The 14,318-nt window shown below is 65.4% G+C and carries 16 protein-coding genes; 6 read left to right on the top strand and 10 right to left on the bottom strand.

Annotated features, from left to right (window positions below; genetic code table 11):
- Positions 1-161: 161 nt before the first annotated feature.
- The 8 genes from IVB47_RS27185 to IVB47_RS27150 all read right to left on the bottom strand — a co-directional run bounded on the left by IVB47_RS27185 (position 162) and on the right by IVB47_RS27150 (position 8,778).
- A complete protein-coding gene (locus IVB47_RS27185) occupies positions 162-785 on the bottom strand; it encodes a hypothetical protein (protein ID WP_247465886.1) in 624 nt (207 codons plus the stop codon).
- 15 nt (positions 786-800) lie between these two features.
- Positions 801-1,427: a hypothetical protein gene (locus IVB47_RS27180; RefSeq protein WP_007596731.1), complete on the bottom strand. Its 627-nt coding sequence runs from the start codon at positions 1,425-1,427 to the stop codon at positions 801-803.
- Between the two features lie 66 nt (positions 1,428-1,493).
- Positions 1,494-2,327 (bottom strand): shikimate dehydrogenase, encoded by an 834-nt coding sequence (locus IVB47_RS27175; RefSeq protein ID WP_247465882.1) that lies wholly within the window; start codon positions 2,325-2,327, stop codon positions 1,494-1,496.
- Between the two features lie 93 nt (positions 2,328-2,420).
- Positions 2,421-4,175, bottom strand: coding sequence for a SulP family inorganic anion transporter (locus tag IVB47_RS27170; RefSeq protein ID WP_247465877.1), 1,755 nt, complete (start codon positions 4,173-4,175; stop codon positions 2,421-2,423).
- 110 nt (positions 4,176-4,285) lie between these two features.
- On the bottom strand, positions 4,286-4,558 hold the full coding sequence (locus tag IVB47_RS27165; RefSeq protein WP_007614761.1) for a helix-turn-helix transcriptional regulator: 273 nt from the start codon (positions 4,556-4,558) through the stop codon (positions 4,286-4,288).
- A 176-nt stretch (positions 4,559-4,734) separates the two neighbouring features.
- Positions 4,735-6,783, bottom strand: a complete 2,049-nt coding sequence (locus tag IVB47_RS27160) for an elongation factor G (protein WP_247465874.1) — start codon at positions 6,781-6,783, stop codon at positions 4,735-4,737.
- Between the two features lie 152 nt (positions 6,784-6,935).
- On the bottom strand, positions 6,936-7,415 hold the full coding sequence (locus IVB47_RS27155) for a DUF992 domain-containing protein (RefSeq protein ID WP_247357995.1): 480 nt from the start codon (positions 7,413-7,415) through the stop codon (positions 6,936-6,938).
- A gap of 160 nt (positions 7,416-7,575) precedes the next feature.
- Positions 7,576-8,778, bottom strand: coding sequence for a pyridoxal phosphate-dependent aminotransferase (locus tag IVB47_RS27150; protein WP_007596745.1), 1,203 nt, complete (start codon positions 8,776-8,778; stop codon positions 7,576-7,578).
- A 611-nt stretch (positions 8,779-9,389) separates the two neighbouring features.
- Between IVB47_RS27150 and IVB47_RS27145 the strand changes: the two genes are divergently transcribed.
- The 6 genes from IVB47_RS27145 to IVB47_RS27120 all read left to right on the top strand — a co-directional run bounded on the left by IVB47_RS27145 (position 9,390) and on the right by IVB47_RS27120 (position 13,279).
- Positions 9,390-10,040 carry a glutathione S-transferase family protein gene (locus IVB47_RS27145; protein ID WP_007596746.1) on the top strand — a complete coding sequence of 217 codons (651 nt, stop codon included), beginning with the start codon at positions 9,390-9,392 and terminating at the stop codon, positions 10,038-10,040.
- A 152-nt stretch (positions 10,041-10,192) separates the two neighbouring features.
- Positions 10,193-10,369: a hypothetical protein gene (locus IVB47_RS27140; protein ID WP_197031094.1), complete on the top strand. Its 177-nt coding sequence runs from the start codon at positions 10,193-10,195 to the stop codon at positions 10,367-10,369.
- Between the two features lie 37 nt (positions 10,370-10,406).
- The gene (locus IVB47_RS27135; protein WP_155809328.1) at positions 10,407-10,601 is read left to right on the top strand and encodes a hypothetical protein; all 195 of its coding nucleotides are present in this window, start codon (positions 10,407-10,409) and stop codon (positions 10,599-10,601) included.
- 129 nt (positions 10,602-10,730) lie between these two features.
- Entirely contained in the window at positions 10,731-11,543 is an 813-nt protein-coding gene (locus IVB47_RS27130; RefSeq protein ID WP_247357993.1) for a PAS-domain containing protein, read from the top strand.
- 66 nt (positions 11,544-11,609) lie between these two features.
- A complete protein-coding gene (locus IVB47_RS27125) occupies positions 11,610-12,065 on the top strand; it encodes a GNAT family N-acetyltransferase (protein ID WP_247465870.1) in 456 nt (151 codons plus the stop codon).
- Positions 12,066-12,337: 272 nt separating this feature from the next.
- Positions 12,338-13,279, top strand: a complete 942-nt coding sequence (locus tag IVB47_RS27120) for an aldo/keto reductase (RefSeq protein ID WP_027565354.1) — start codon at positions 12,338-12,340, stop codon at positions 13,277-13,279.
- 18 nt (positions 13,280-13,297) lie between these two features.
- Here the strand turns inward: IVB47_RS27120 and IVB47_RS27115 are convergent, their stop codons facing one another.
- Positions 13,298-13,621, bottom strand: a complete 324-nt coding sequence (locus IVB47_RS27115; RefSeq protein ID WP_247465868.1) for an antibiotic biosynthesis monooxygenase — start codon at positions 13,619-13,621, stop codon at positions 13,298-13,300.
- Between the two features lie 77 nt (positions 13,622-13,698).
- The coding region (locus IVB47_RS27110) for a DUF1501 domain-containing protein (protein WP_247465865.1) at positions 13,699-14,318 on the bottom strand (620 nt) is incomplete at its 5' end.

Below are 14,318 nucleotides of genomic sequence, written 5' to 3'. Positions count from 1 at the left end.
CGGCGAAGGCCGGGACCCATAGCCACAGCGAGTAGTTTGGCGAAGATTGCTAGTTATTCAACCTTCGCGCGGTACTGAGACCTGCGCCCAACGATAGATCACGGGGTATGGGTCCCGGCCTTCGCCGGGACGACACTGAAGATGTCGCCGCAGCAGCACCTTCACATCGGCGGCGTCACCCCATCGCGGCCGACGTTGACCCGGTTGGCTTCCAGCGAACCATCGTCCTTCTTCACCGCACCGAAAATGATCAGCTTGGCGCCGGGCTTGAGCTCGGATTTGTCGCTGGCCACGAAGGTGACGATCGGCGTGTCCGTGGGCACCACGACTTTCTTCTCGCCGTCCTTGTACTTGACCGTGATGTTCTGGCCGTCGGTGCCCTTCACCGTCTGCGCCACGGTGGCGTTGGTCATGGTCGAGTTGGCGCGCGCATCCCAGGGACGAAAACCTTCGGCCGCGCCGCGCTGGTTTTCAGGGAAGATGTGCACCGCAATCGCCTTCTGGGTGCCGTCGGGCTCAGGCATTCCGGTGACGCCGATATAGGAACCGTCCTTGATCTCCGACAACGACGTCTTCACCACCGCGAAGACCGCGACGTTGTCGGTCATGCGCACCTTCACGTCGTTGCCTTCGCGGGTCTTGATTCCGAGCGTGTTGCCGTCGACGCTCTCGATGGTGCCGCGGATGCGGACCGTCGGCGTCTGCTGCGCCAGGGCGGATGACGTGACGATGCAGGCGGCGAATGCGGCCACGCCAACGCGTGATATCCAGCTTCTGTTCGACATGTTGTTAGTCTCCGTTTACATCGGCGGCGTCAGGCCGTCGCGGCCGACGCTGACGCGGTTGGTTTCGAACGAGCCGTCCGGCAGCTGCTTCATGAAGGCGATCACCTTGGCGCCGGCCTTCAGATCGGATTTGTCGCCGGGCACGAAGGTCACCACCGGCGTATTGTCGGCGACGAACACCTTCTTCTCGCCGTCCTTGTACTTGACCAGCAGCGTATGGCCGTCATTGCCTACCACGCTCTCCGACACGGTCGCATTGGTCATGCTGGAGTTGGGCTTGAGGTCATAGGGGCGCGAGCCCTCGCCGGTGCCGCGCATGCTCTCCGGAAACACGTGGACCTCGACCGCGTTCGCGCCGCCGTCCGGTCCCGGCACGGTAGTGGCGCCGACGAAGGAGCCGGGCTTGATGTCGGCAAGTGAAATCCTGGTAATGCCCGACACGTTCACGTCGGAGGCGATGTGCAGCTTGACGTCCTCGCCGCTGCGCGCCTTGACCTGCATCGTGTCACCATTGACGCTTTCGATCGTGCCGCGCACGCGCGTCGGCACCGGCGCCCTTTGCGCAAGTGCGGAGAGGGTCGAGACGGCCACCATCGCGACGGCGATGAGCGGACGTGTGAAAGTTGCACGTTGAACAGACATGATGGTCTCCGATTGCGCCCTATTGTCCCTACGGACATAGAACTCCGGAGGTTACGCGCTATTCTCTCAAGTCTTTGTGAGATCGGCCTCGACCAGCGCGCGCAGCTCGGCCGTGACCTGCGGCCGCTGGCCGAACCACAGCTCGAAGCCGCGGATCGCCTGATGCAGCAGCATGCCGAGCCCGTCGGCGGTTTTCAGCCCGCGCGCCTGTGCGGCCGCGAGCAGCGGCGTCACCAGCGGGACATAGACGAGATCGGCGACCACGGCGCCATCCGCCAGGCGCGCCACGTCAAGGTCGAGTGAAGGCTGGCCGTCCATGCCGAGCGAGGTCGTGTTCACGAGAAGGTTTGCACGCGGCAGAATGTCGTGGATGCTGTCCCACGCAACAGGATGCACGTTCGGCCCGAACTGCCTTGCAAGCATCTCGGCCCGGGCGATGGTGCGATTGGCGAGATGGACGCAACTGATGCCCCGTTCGAGCAACCCGAACACGATGGCGCGCGAGGAGCCGCCGGCGCCCAGCACCAGCGCCTCTTCGGCTGCGTCCCAGCCGGGCGCGCTGGCATCGAGATTGCTGATAAAGCCCTCGACGTCGGTGTTGGTCGAGTGCAGCTCGCCGTCCGCAAACCACAGCGTGTTGGCCGCACCGACCGCCCGCGCGCGGGCATCGGGCGTCGAGAGCTCAAGCACGCCCTCCTTGTGCGGGATGGTGACGTTGGCGCCGACGAAGCCGCGCAGCGACAGCCGCAGCACGAAGTCGCGCAGATTATCGGGTGGAACCGCCTCGATGACATAGCCGCCCTCGATATCGAGCGTGCGCAGCCAGTAACGATGGATCAGCGGCGAGCGCGAATGCGCAGCCGGCCATCCGATCAGACAGGCTGCGGGAGCCTTGGTCACGGTCGTCCTCCCCTGGGGTCGTTTCGGAGGCGATCCATTTCGCGTCCCGCTAGCCCTGTCAAGCGCGCGGGCCGTCTCGGGAGAGGCTCGACGTCAGGTCGTGCCCGCCTCACCGGCCGCGGGCTGCGCCGCGCCACCCTTGATGTCGGCGACCGCACGCGCGATGGTCTCGCGATAGCGGGCGCGTGGCGGCGTGACGCCATGGGTGAGCAGCGCGCGGCGCACCGCAGGCGACGCCCCCGTGATGAACAGCCGGATGCCCTGGCGGTGGGCCTTGGCGGCGACGCGGCCGAGCACGTTGGCCGCGGTCGAATCCAAAAACGGCACCGCGGCGAAATCGACCACGAATCCCTTGCGCTTGTCGGCGATGCCGTCGAGCACGCTGCCGATCGCCGAGGCCGCGCCGAAGAAGAACGCGCCGGTGATGCGATAGACCAGCACGTCGCGATCGACCGCGAGCGCGGGGTCGTAAGGCACGCGCTCGCCATTTTCGTCGTCGGGACGATCGGCGGCCACCATCGGCGAACGTTCCTCGATGCCGGTCATTTCCGCCATACGATGGATGAACAGCACCGCGCCGAGCGCGAAGCCGACCAGAATCCCTTCGGTCAGATCGCGGAAGATGGTGAGCAGGAAGGTTGCGAGCAGCACCACGGCATCGCCCCATGACGAGCGAAGGAGCGTCGCGAATTCGTGCTTCTCCGCCATGGTCCAAGCCACCACGACGAGCACGGCGGCGAGCGCGGCCAGCGGGATGTAGCTCGCGAGCGGCGCTGCGATCAGCATGAACAGCAGCAGAAATACCGAATGCAGCATGCCCGCGAGCGGCCCCCGCGCGCCGGCGCGGATGTTGGTCGCGGTACGCGCGATCAGCCCCGTGACACAGATGCCGCCGAACAGCGCCGCGCCGACATTGGCGGCGCCTTGCGCCACCAGCTCGCAATTGGAGCGGTGACGGCGACCGGTCATGCCGTCGGCCACCACCGCCGACAGCAGCGATTCGATGGCGGCGAGCAGCGCGAAAGAGATCGCATCCGGCAGCACGGCGGTCGCCTTCGCGAGCGAGAACGCAGGCAAGGCCGGCGAGGGCAGTTCGCGCGGAATGCCGCCGAAGCGAGAGCCGACGGTCTCGACCGGCAGCGACAGCACGGCACATGCGACCGCCGCGAGCACGACCGCGATCAGGATGCCCGGCCAGGACGGCAGCCAACGTCGCAGGCCGGCGATGATGGCAATGCTGACGATCGCGACCGCGACGGCCGACGGATTGACGGTGTGCAGGCCGCCGGCAAGGGCGACCAGTTTCGGAACGAACTCGCTCGGCTCCTTCGCGAGGAGCGTGATCCCGCCGAGATCGCGCAGCTGGCTGGCGAAGATGATGACGGCGATGCCGGCGGTGAAGCCGACCGTCACCGGATACGGAATGAACTTGATATAGGTGCCGATCCGCAGGAAGCCCGCAGCGATCAGGAACAGGCCCGCCATCAGCGTCGCCAGGATCACGCCGTCGACCCCGTGACGGTCGGCGGTCGCCGCAACCAGCACAATGAAGGCGCCGGCAGGACCGCCGATCTGGAACCGGCTGCCGCCGAGCAGTGACGCAATGAAGCCGCCGACAACAGCGGTGTAAAGTCCGCGGTCCGGCGTCACACCGGAGGCGATTGCGATCGCCATCGACAGCGGCAGCGCGACGATCGCAACTGTGAGGCCCGCAAACACATCGGCGCGGAAATCCGATAGGCCGTAGCCCTCGCGCCATACGGTGACGAGCTTTGGCAGATAGAGTTCGGTGAAGGTCGGCCGACGAAGCTGGTGCAGCTTGCCTGCGTGTTCGCCTGTGATGCTCATTTCAGCAAAATGCTCCGCTGCCCACGACGCTCCGATGCATCGTGCGGCCGCGTATCGGGGCGCGACGGTGCGTTAGTTAAGACTGCCTCCGAGCATGATCATTTGCGGGATCACGCCCCCACCCGACGCGGCGGCCCCGGCTCCTTGAGCCGAACGCCACGTCCGCCGCCTTCGCTGCGCGCCTGTTCGCCGATCAGCTCGACGCCGGCCCGATCAAAGGCTTCGACCACCTTCATCAAGGTCTCGACCACGCCACGGACGTTGCCGGTGCTCGCCTCCATCCGCTGAATGGTCGGCAGCGATACGCCTGCAAGCTCCGCCAAGGCCCTCTGGTCAATGCCGAGCAGCGCGCGCGCTGCCCGCATCTGGAACGACGTGATCACCTTGGCCTCACGTATGAACGATTATAAATGATGTCTGGAGCATGCACAATGATGTAAAATACATCAAGTTGAGCCGAACGCAAGAGGGCCCTCGCCGCCACGTGCTCCGCGTCGCCCTCTCCCCGTACGAACGGAGAGAGGGCGAGAGCAGTACGTGCCTCACTGCGAGAGGCAGCTCACGCCGCGTGCTGATGCGCAGCGATGATCTGGTCGGCGGCGCGCCCCGTGACTTCGGCCATGTGGTCGAACTGGCGGGTGAAGCTGCCGGCGCCTGCCGTGGCCGAGCGCAGCTCGACGATCAACTCGCCGATCTCGGCTTCCGGCATCATGGCGCGGACGCAGTCCCATCCGCTCCAGCCGTCGCGGGTGTCGAAGCCGAGGATCTGGCCGCGACGCGCCGACAGGATCGCGTTGATCTTGGCGGTGGCGTCGGTCGGGCAGACGATCTCGACCACGTGGATCGGCTCCAGCAGCACCGACTGGCATTGCGGCAGGCCTTCATTGAGCCCGACCCGCGCCGCCGTGCGAAAGGCGAGGTCGGAGGAATCGACGCTGTGATAGGAGCCGTCGGTCAGCGTCACCTGCAAATCGGTGACCGGGAAACCGAGCGGGCCACGCGCAAGCCCGTCGACGACGCCCTCTTCCACCGCGCCGATATAGTTGCGGGGCACCGCACCGCCGACCACCTTCTCGGCGAACCTGAAGCCCTCGCCGCGCGGCAGCGGCCTGATGTCGAGCACGACATCGCCGAACTGGCCATGGCCGCCGGACTGTTTCTTGTGGCGGCCTCGCTGGACGATCGGCTTGCGGATGGTTTCCTGATAGCCGATCGCGGGTGGATGCGAGGCGACCTTGACGCCGAAACGGTCGCGTAGCCGCTCGCTCGCGACGCGCAGATGCATCTCGCCCTGCCCCCACAGCACGGTGTCGTGAGTCTGCGCGTTCATCACGAAGACGAGCGAAGGATCCTCCTCGTGCAGCCGCATCAGCGCCTGGCCGAGCTTGACGTCGTCCTTGCGGTCGGTGGCCGCAACCGAGATCGCGAGCACCGGCGGAGTGGGTTCGCTGGCGGCGAGCGCTGCCGGCTGGGTCTTGCCGTTCGAGACCGTGTCGCCGGTCTTGATCGGGTCGAGCTTGGCGAGCGCCACCGTGTCGCCGGCTTCCGCCGCGGCACGCTTGGTGTCGTAGGCTCCGGTGACGGCGAGGATGCCGGAGATGCGGCTGGCTCCGCCGGAGGAGGATTGCAGGGTGGCACCGTCGTCGAGATGGCCGGCGAGCATCCGTGTCAGCGACAGCTTTCCACCGTGCTGCGAGTGCAGCGTCTTGAAGACGAAGCCGAGGACGTCCCTGGTCTCGGGAACGCCGAGACGTTTTGCGGTCTCCGCGATACCGGGCGCCTCGTGGCGCAACGCTTTCATCAAACGCAGCACGCCGTTTTCGCGTGCGGCGGCGCCGAGCAGCACGGGGCAGATCAGCCCGTCGCGCAGTTCGCGGGCGAGATCGTCGAACACGGCATCGCGCGGTGGCGGAATGTCCTCGAGCAGCTGCTCCATCAGCGCATCGTCGTGATCGGCGAGCTTCTCCAGCATCGAGAAGCGGGCCTCCTTCTCGCGATCGAGATCGCCGCCTTGAAGCGCGACCACTTCGGAGGCCTTGTGCTCGCGGTAAATGAACGCGCGCTCCAGCGCGAGATCGACGAAGCCCTCGATCAGCTCGTCCTTCCAGATCGGGATCTGGCGCAGCACAAGCGGCACGCGAGAGGCGGGCTGGAGCATCTCGAGCGTCTCGCGGATGCGCTTGTTGGCGCGGTCGATCTTGTTGAGGAACAGGAAACGCGGGATCTTCAGCTCCTCCAGCTCGCGCAGGATGATCTGAAGCTGCGGCAGCTTCTTCTCGTCGGCTTCGCAGACCACGATTGCGGCATCGACCGCGGGCAGCGCGGCGCGCATGTCGTGGGCAAATTCCACGGAACCGGGACAATCGAGGAAGGTGTAGCTGTCGCCCATGAAACTCGTGGTGACGGCAGTCAGCCCGACGGTCATCTTGTGATGACGGGCCTCTGGCGTGGCGTCGCCGACGGAGGTTCCGGCATCGACGCTGCCGGCGCGAGGGATCGTGCCGGTTCGTGCCATGATCGCTTCGAGAAGTGTGGTTTTACCGCTTTGGAAAGGGCCCACCAGCGCGATGCACCGTGGACCTCGGGGACTTCTGACGTCTTGTCCCATTCGCCGCCTCCTTGGTGTGGAGCTCGGCCCATGATTGGGTCGGCAAACGCCGATGCTCTGCCCGTCCCCGAGATTTGGCAAGCATCAAACGTCGCTGCGGTGCGTCGTCGCGGGAATCGCGCCGGAGCGACGCGATTCACACACGGGAGTTGTTAACGGCCCGGGCGGAGTTCCAGGCTCTCGAGGCCGGCGGCGACGTTGAGGCCGACCTGGCCCTGCACGCTGAGCGGCTGGAGCGCGATCGAATTGTTGGAGCCGCCGACGAGCACGTTGCCGCCGAGGCCGACACCGACCGAGGCGCTGCCCTGCGCACCGGCGTAGTTGCCGGCGAGGTCGCCCGGGCCGAGCCGGTTCACCGGCGCGAACACGCCCCACGCCAAAGCCGTCTCCTGGGTGATGCCGATATCCAGACCGACCTTGCGGATGGTCGCGACGTAACGGTCGTCCGGCAAACCATCGACCCGCAGCACGCAACCGAGATGGGTCACCGATCCCACGATGAAGCCCACGCTGGCGCCGCCGCGGCATTCGAGCACGCCCACCTGCACCATCCGCGATTGCGCGCTGGCGCCCGCAACCGAGGCAACGAGGCTCGCAGCGGCAAGCCCGGCGAGGAGGAGTGAACGGCGCATGAAAATCTCCGGCGATGAATGCGATGCGAGCATGGGGGCGCGGCACACGCCGCGCGATGGTCTATGCCACAACAGTTCCCGTGGCGCCAGATCGTGCAGACTTGAAAGAAAAAGGGCCCGCATTGCGCGGGCCCTTTGATGTTACTTCATGTCTGCGAGTTCAGCGCAGATTGCCGCAGAAGCGCTGGATGCGCTTGCAGGCGTCTTCGAGGTCCGAGGTCTTGGTTGCGTAGGAGATGCGGAACGCGGGTCCGAGGCCGAAGGCCGAACCCTGCACCACGGCGACGCCTTCGGTCTCGAGCAGCTCGGTAACGAACGTCTCGTCATTGTCGATCACCTTGCCCGACGGCGCGGTCTTGCCGATGGTGCCGGCGCAGGACGGATAGACGTAGAAGGCACCCTCGGGACGCGGGCACTCGATGCCCTTGGCCTGGTTGAGCATGGAGACGACGAGGTCGCGGCGCTCCTTGAAGACCTTGTTGTTGGCGGGGATGAAGTCTTGCGGACCGTTCAGCGCCTCAACCGCGGCCCATTGCGCAATCGACGACGGGTTCGAGGTCGACTGCGACTGGATCGTCGACATCGCCTTGATCAGCTGCGCCGGGCCGCCGGCATAGCCGATACGCCAGCCGGTCATGCAATAGGCCTTCGACACGCCGTTCACGGTGAGCGTGCGGTCGTAGAGTTTCGGCTCGACCTGCGCGACCGTGGTGAACTGGAAGTCGTCATAGACGAGATGCTCATACATGTCGTCGGTCATCACCCAGACGTGGGGATGCTTGACCAGCACGTCGGTGAGCGCCTTGAGCTCGGTCCTGGTGTAGGCAGCTCCCGTCGGATTCGACGGCGAGCACAGGATCACCCATTTGGTCTTCGGCGTGATCGCGCGCTCGAGCGCCTCGGCCTGGAGCTTGAAGCCGGTCGCGGCGGTGCAGACCACCGGCACCGGCTCGCCGCCGGCCAGCGCCACCATCTCGGGATAGCTGACCCAGTACGGCGCGGGGATGATCACCTCGTCGCCCGGATTGATGGTTGCCATCAGCGCGTTGTAGAGCACCTGCTTGCCGCCGGTGCCGACGATGATCTGGTTCGCCTTATAGACGACGCCGTTCTCGCGCTGAAACTTGGCGATGATGGCTTCCTTCAACTCGGGAATGCCGTCGACCGCGGTGTACTTGGTCTTGCCCGCTTCGATGGCGTGGATCGCGGCCAGCTTGATGTTGGCGGGCGTGTCGAAGTCGGGCTCGCCGGCACCTAAGCCGATGACGTTGCGGCCCGCCGCTTTCAGCGCACGTGCTTTATCCGTGACCGCGATGGTCGCGGACGGCTTCACACGGTCGAGCGCAGCGGCAAGGAAGGACATCGTCATCTCCTGACAAGCGTCGTGAACCCTTTGGCTTCACGACTCCGATTGTGGGAATGAGCCACCCTAAAACGAGTGCCGTTGCACCGCAAGAAACTTCGGTCCGATCCCGCAAAAGTTTACGTGTCTGGCGCGCATCAAGCCGTGATTTCCCGCAATTTCCCGCAACTTTGCCAGGCAAATCCCACATATCCGACAAGGCGTGTCCTCGGAGCAATTTTGGCGGGTTGATCGCCGCGAAATCCAGACCGTCGTCATGCCCGGGCTTGTCCCGCCTGCGCGGCCCAAGCCGCTTCGGCGCGGCGAAGGCCCGGGCATCCGTTCTTCTGCTGCGTAGCTCAGACGTGGATGGCCGGGTCAAGCCCGGCCACGACGAAACGCGAGCGCTTGCGCTACACCAATGCAGGCGCCTTGCATCCCGCGTGGTGACGCAAGCGTGAACTGAGTTGGATGGTCGCACGAAAATGATCTTCCGCCGCATTGCAATGCGGTAGGGTTTTCGAGTTTTTCTATTGGCCGGGTCTTGCGGCGGATTCGCATCGGCATCATTGTTTAGCCGCGTTGCGAGGCAACAAGCGCCGCGCCCTCCCGTCTTCCGGAATCTCCTCAGAATGTACAAGCTCTATTCGATGCAGCGCTCGGGCAACAGCTACAAGGTCCGCCTTGCGCTGGCGCTGCTGAACTTGCCTTACGAAGCGGTCGAGGTGGACATTCTGCGCGGCGAGAGCCGCACCCCGGATTTCCTGGCCAAGAACCCGTCCGGCCAGGTGCCGCTGCTCGAGGTCGGCGACGATCGCTATCTCGCCGAGTCCAACGCCATTCTCTGGTATGTCGCCGTCGGCACGCCGCTCGCGCCGGAGAACCGCATCGATCGCGCCGACGCGCTGCAATGGATGTTCTTCGAGCAGCACGCGCTGGAGCCGAACATCGGCGCGGCCTATTTCTGGCTGTCGCTGGTAAGGGGCGGCCGCGACCTGCAGACTCATTCGCTGGAGGACTGGATGGAGCGCGGCTATGGCGCGCTCCAGGTGATGGAGAATCACCTCAAGACCAACGCCTATTTTGCGGCCCGGCAGCTCACGGTCGCCGACATCGCGCTGTACGGCTATACCCACCTCGCCGACCGCTGCGACTTCGACCTCTCGACCTTCCCGGCGATCCGTGACTGGCTCAAGCGCGTGGAAGCGGCGCCCGGCTTCGTCGCAATGGACTGGCGGCCGGCCGACATCGAGGATCCCGCCAGCATCGCCGCTGGCGCCTGAGGGATCGCGCTCTGGCGAATAGCGGGCATAAGGGTCACCATTGCCGCAATCTCGCCATTTTCCCTCGACTGGCCGCCGCAATATTGCCGATTGCAACAGTGAAATTGTTCGATGTCGCGGGTGATTCGCTCGCGCGTTGAAGGATTTAGACCATGATTCGGGTGTCCGGCACGGCAGGCTTTCAGGGCCCACCCGCTACCGTTTCGTCTTCCCGGCTGACCAATGCGGTCGCGGCCTCGCTCGCCGTCGCCGCGCTCTCGCTGTGCCTGATCGTCACCCTGACGGTGCTGTCGACCAAGGCGACCATGGCGATGGGCCTGCCGGTCTGATTCCCGCTTCATCCTGGACCCGCCTTCAAGGCGCCGCGTGGCCCGCACCGACCGGCATCGCGACAGGATTTCGATGAAATCACCTGTGGTCATCGTTGCAATCACCCTGACCGCGGCCATCCTCGTCGCGGCATCGCTGTTGATCTTCGTCGGCACACGCAAGGGCCAAGGGACGTCGACGCTGAATGCGCCCGCGCTGCAACAACGTCTCAGGCACGCGCATTTGGTCTAAAATCATCCGAAAGCTTTGCGCGTGAGCCAAAGCGCACCTTAAGCACACCGCGCGAAACCGCATCGCAATGGCGCAATGTTCGGTCAGTGTTGCCGCCTTACCTCGTTCAGGAAGGAGCGAGACAGGCCCATGCGGTTGGGATGGCGTGCGATCTCCGGTCCGGCGCTGACGGCAGCGACTTTGCTGCCGGCGATGTTTTTCGATCGCTTCGTCCCCATTCCCTCGCCCGCGCCGCTGCTCGTCTGCATCGTGGCGCTCGCCGGCGCGCTCTCGGGTCCCGCTTCCGCCGTCGCCAGCGCAGCTATCGCCGTCATCGGCGCGGCACTGCTGCTCCTCAGCCAGCACGGCGTTTCAGGCCTGACCACGGCGGATATGATCCGGCTCGGCCTCCTGGCGGCGGCCGCCGCGGGCACCGCAGGCATCACCGGCCTGATGCGCCAGCGGCTGCTCGGCACGTTTGCCGCCGAGCGTCGGAGCCACGCCATCGCCGCGCGGCTGTCGGCCGCACTCGACCAGGTCGATATCGGCATCGTGCTGCTCGACGCCGAGACGCGCGCCGAATTCATCAACCGCGCGTTCCGCGACTATTTTGCGGTGCCGGACGACATCGCCGACGGCAAGCCGCCGTTCATCGCGCTGATGTATCACGGCCGCGACACCGGCGCGTTCGAATTGCCCCAGGACGAGCTCGGCACCTTCATCGCACAGCGCATGGAGATGGTGCGGATCGGCGATGCCACGCCGATCAACATCGCCTTGCGCAATGGCGAGGTGTTGCGCTTCGTCTGTGCCGCGCTGCCCGATGGCGGGCGCATGCTGAGCTACACGCCCGTGACCGACCTGGTGCGCCACACCGATGCACCGTCCCGCGCCGACTACTACCGCTCACTGCGCGATCCCGCAGGCCGCAAGCTGATCCGTTATCTGCGCGTCGCGGAGTGATGCGCGATTGATCGGCACGCCTCTCATCACGTATGAAGGACGCCTCATCGATCGCGGGAATTTCATATGTCGCTCACCATTCGCCCCGTCACCAGGCAGGACTACGATCAATGGCTGCCGCTGTGGGACGGCTACAACGCCTTCTACGGCCGCTCCGGCCCGACCGCGCTCTCGCCCGAAATCACGCGCGTGACGTGGCAGCGCTTTTTCGATGCCTATGAGCCGGTGCACGGATTGGTCGCCGAGAGCGACGGCCGCCTGCTCGGGATGACGAATTACCTGTTTCACCGCAGCACCACCGCGATCGAGCCGTCCTGCTATCTGCAGGACCTGTTCACGACCGAGGACGCACGCGGCAAAGGTGTCGGCTCGGCGCTGATCCACGGCGTCTACGAGCGCGCGAAGCTCGCAGGCTCCCCGCGCGTGTACTGGCAAACGCATGAGACCAACGTCACGGCGCAGGGTCTGTACGACAAGGTCGCCGAGCGTTCCGGGTTCATCGTCTATCGCAACATATTCTGATCGTCGCGACGGGGCCTGTGGATAACTTTGCCTGTCACCCGCGCGTAACATAGCGGGACTAGGCTGCAGCTGCGTCTGATCAGCCCCCGTCACCGATCAAGCGCCCCAAAGCGGTCCCCGTCAGTCGCCGCGTCTGACAGGGGCCGCATTTTTTTGTCGGCAGTCGTTGTCCGCAGTTCCTTGTCAGCATGGCAGCAACGCGGCGCGCGGCTTGCTGCAGCGGCGCAGCGCAGTCACAATGCGCCCCTGCCTATCTCCGACAGGGATCTCCCATGGAAATTCGTAATCTCGGCGCCTCCGGCCTGCGCGTGTCTGCGGTCGGGCTCGGCTGCAACAATTTCGGCCAGCGCACGGATTTGGAGACCTCGCGCAAGGTGATCCATCGCGCGCTCGATCTCGGCATTACGCTGTTCGACACCGCCGACATCTATGCCGGCATGGGCGGTTCGGAAACGGTGCTCGGCACCGTGCTCGGCGACCGCCGCAAGGAGATCGTGCTCGCCACCAAATACTCAAAGCCGATGGCGACCGACGGAACCAAGCAGGGCGCTTCGCGCCGCTACATCATGAACGCAGTCGAGGCGAGCCTGACGCGGCTCAAGACCGACTATATCGATCTCTATCAGCAGCACGATTACGACCCGCTGACGCCGATGGAGGAGACGCTGCGCGCGCTCGACGATCTCATCCGTCAGGGCAAGGTGCGCTACATCGGCAATTCCAACTTTCCGGCCTGGCGCATGGCGGAAGCCGAATTCACCGCGCGCGCGATGAATGTCAGCCGCTTCGTGTCCTGCCAGGATGAATACAGCCTGCTGGTGCGCGACATCGAAAAGGACCTGCTGCCGGCCGCACAGGAGTACAAGCTCGGCCTCCTGCCGTTCTTCCCGCTTGCAAGTGGGCTCCTCACCGGCAAGTACCAGCGCGGCGCGGCGGCCCCGACCGATACGCGCTTCGGCAAGGTACCGGCGTTACGCGACCGCTACGTCACGCCGCGCAACGAGGACATCGTCGAGAAGCTCACGGCCTTCGCGAAAGCGCGCGGCCACAGCATGCTCGAGCTCGCCTTCTCCTGGCTCGCCGCGCGCCCGCAAGTGTCGAGCGTGATTGCCGGCGCCACCCGCGTCGAGCAGGTCGAGGAGAACGTGAGGGCGATTGCGTGGAAGCTCGGTGCGGAGGAGATGGCGGAGATCGATAAGATCACGCTGGGCTGATCGTTGCGAAGTGGCGCGCTACTTGGCGCCATGTCCGACCGTCTGGATCACCTCGAAGCCCTCGAACTGGGGATGGCCGAGATAGGTCGGCTTGGTGTCGCCGGCCCGCGCATGCGCGGCACGAAAAGCATCCGATTTGGTCCAGGCTTCGAAAGCGGCATGGTTGGCCCAGATCGTGTGCGAGGCGTACAGCGTGTGGTCCTCGAGCTCGGGCCCACGCAGCAGATGAAATTTGACGAAACCCTGTACCTTGTCCAAATGGGTATCGCGCGAAAGCCAGACCTGCTCGAAGGCGGCCTCGGAGCCCTTGACGACGCGGAAGCGGTTCATGGCGATGTACATGGGGATGGTCTCCTGATGTTCGGCTAATCATGTCGTCATTCCGGGACGCGCCGCAAGGCGCGAGCCCGGAATCGCAGTCAGGTAACCAGCCCCTTCATCGGACGTGCGCTTGCGCTATCCGGAAACACCGTCTCCGCCAGCACGCGATCGGACAGGCCGAACTGGCCCTGCAGCACGCCCTTGATCACCGAGCGCAGATCGGTGGTGGGCTTGAGGTCGCGGGCCTCAAAGAGGTTGGCGGGCTTGAGGCCGGGCCAGTCGGCAATGACGCGGCCGCCCTTCACCGCGCCGCCGGCGAGCAGCGCGATCGTTCCCGTGCCGTGATCGGTGCCATCGGTGCCGTTGATGCGCGCGGTGCGGCCGAATTCAGTGGCGACCACCACGGCGGTGTCGCGCCAGCGTTCCCCTAAGCCGGTTTCGAATTCGGCGAGCGCACCGTCGAGCCCGCCGAGCAGGAAGGCGAGGCGACCGATCGGCCCGCCTTCATTGGCGTGCGTGTCCCAGCCGTCGAAAGCGAGCGCTGCGATGCGCGGGCCGTCGTCGGACGCCATCACTTTTGCGGCGCCGCGCGCGACTTGCCGCATCTGCGCGACCGCATTGCCGGGCTTCGGCTTCATGTCGTCGCCGCTTGCGGCCTTCTCCAGCTGAAGGCCCTGCGACAGCACGGCGGCCAGCGCGGGATCGCGGTGACGATAGA

The sequence above is a fragment of the Bradyrhizobium sp. 62 genome, from assembly GCF_023073035.1.
GTDB lineage: Bacteria > Pseudomonadota > Alphaproteobacteria > Rhizobiales > Xanthobacteraceae > Bradyrhizobium.
Note: the sequence above shows the minus strand (reverse complement) of the source record. Positions and strands in the feature narration are given on the sequence as shown.

Excerpts from the sequence above, each read along its gene's own strand:
- IVB47_RS27185 (WP_247465886.1), bottom strand. The coding sequence starts at position 785 with ATGTCGAACAGAAGCTGGATATCACGCGTTGGCGTGGCCGCATTCGCC.
- IVB47_RS27180 (WP_007596731.1), bottom strand. The coding sequence starts at position 1,427 with ATGTCTGTTCAACGTGCAACTTTCACACGTCCGCTCATCGCCGTCGCG.
- IVB47_RS27170 (WP_247465877.1), bottom strand. The coding sequence starts at position 4,175 with ATGAGCATCACAGGCGAACACGCAGGCAAGCTGCACCAGCTTCGTCGG.
- IVB47_RS27160 (WP_247465874.1), bottom strand. The coding sequence starts at position 6,783 with ATGGGACAAGACGTCAGAAGTCCCCGAGGTCCACGGTGCATCGCGCTG.
- IVB47_RS27155 (WP_247357995.1), bottom strand. The coding sequence starts at position 7,415 with ATGCGCCGTTCACTCCTCCTCGCCGGGCTTGCCGCTGCGAGCCTCGTT.
- IVB47_RS27150 (WP_007596745.1), bottom strand. The coding sequence starts at position 8,778 with ATGTCCTTCCTTGCCGCTGCGCTCGACCGTGTGAAGCCGTCCGCGACC.
- IVB47_RS27145 (WP_007596746.1), top strand. The coding sequence starts at position 9,390 with ATGTACAAGCTCTATTCGATGCAGCGCTCGGGCAACAGCTACAAGGTC.
- IVB47_RS27140 (WP_197031094.1), top strand. The coding sequence starts at position 10,193 with ATGATTCGGGTGTCCGGCACGGCAGGCTTTCAGGGCCCACCCGCTACC.
- IVB47_RS27130 (WP_247357993.1), top strand. The coding sequence starts at position 10,731 with ATGCGGTTGGGATGGCGTGCGATCTCCGGTCCGGCGCTGACGGCAGCG.
- IVB47_RS27125 (WP_247465870.1), top strand. The coding sequence starts at position 11,610 with ATGTCGCTCACCATTCGCCCCGTCACCAGGCAGGACTACGATCAATGG.
- IVB47_RS27120 (WP_027565354.1), top strand. The coding sequence starts at position 12,338 with ATGGAAATTCGTAATCTCGGCGCCTCCGGCCTGCGCGTGTCTGCGGTC.
- IVB47_RS27115 (WP_247465868.1), bottom strand. The coding sequence starts at position 13,621 with ATGTACATCGCCATGAACCGCTTCCGCGTCGTCAAGGGCTCCGAGGCC.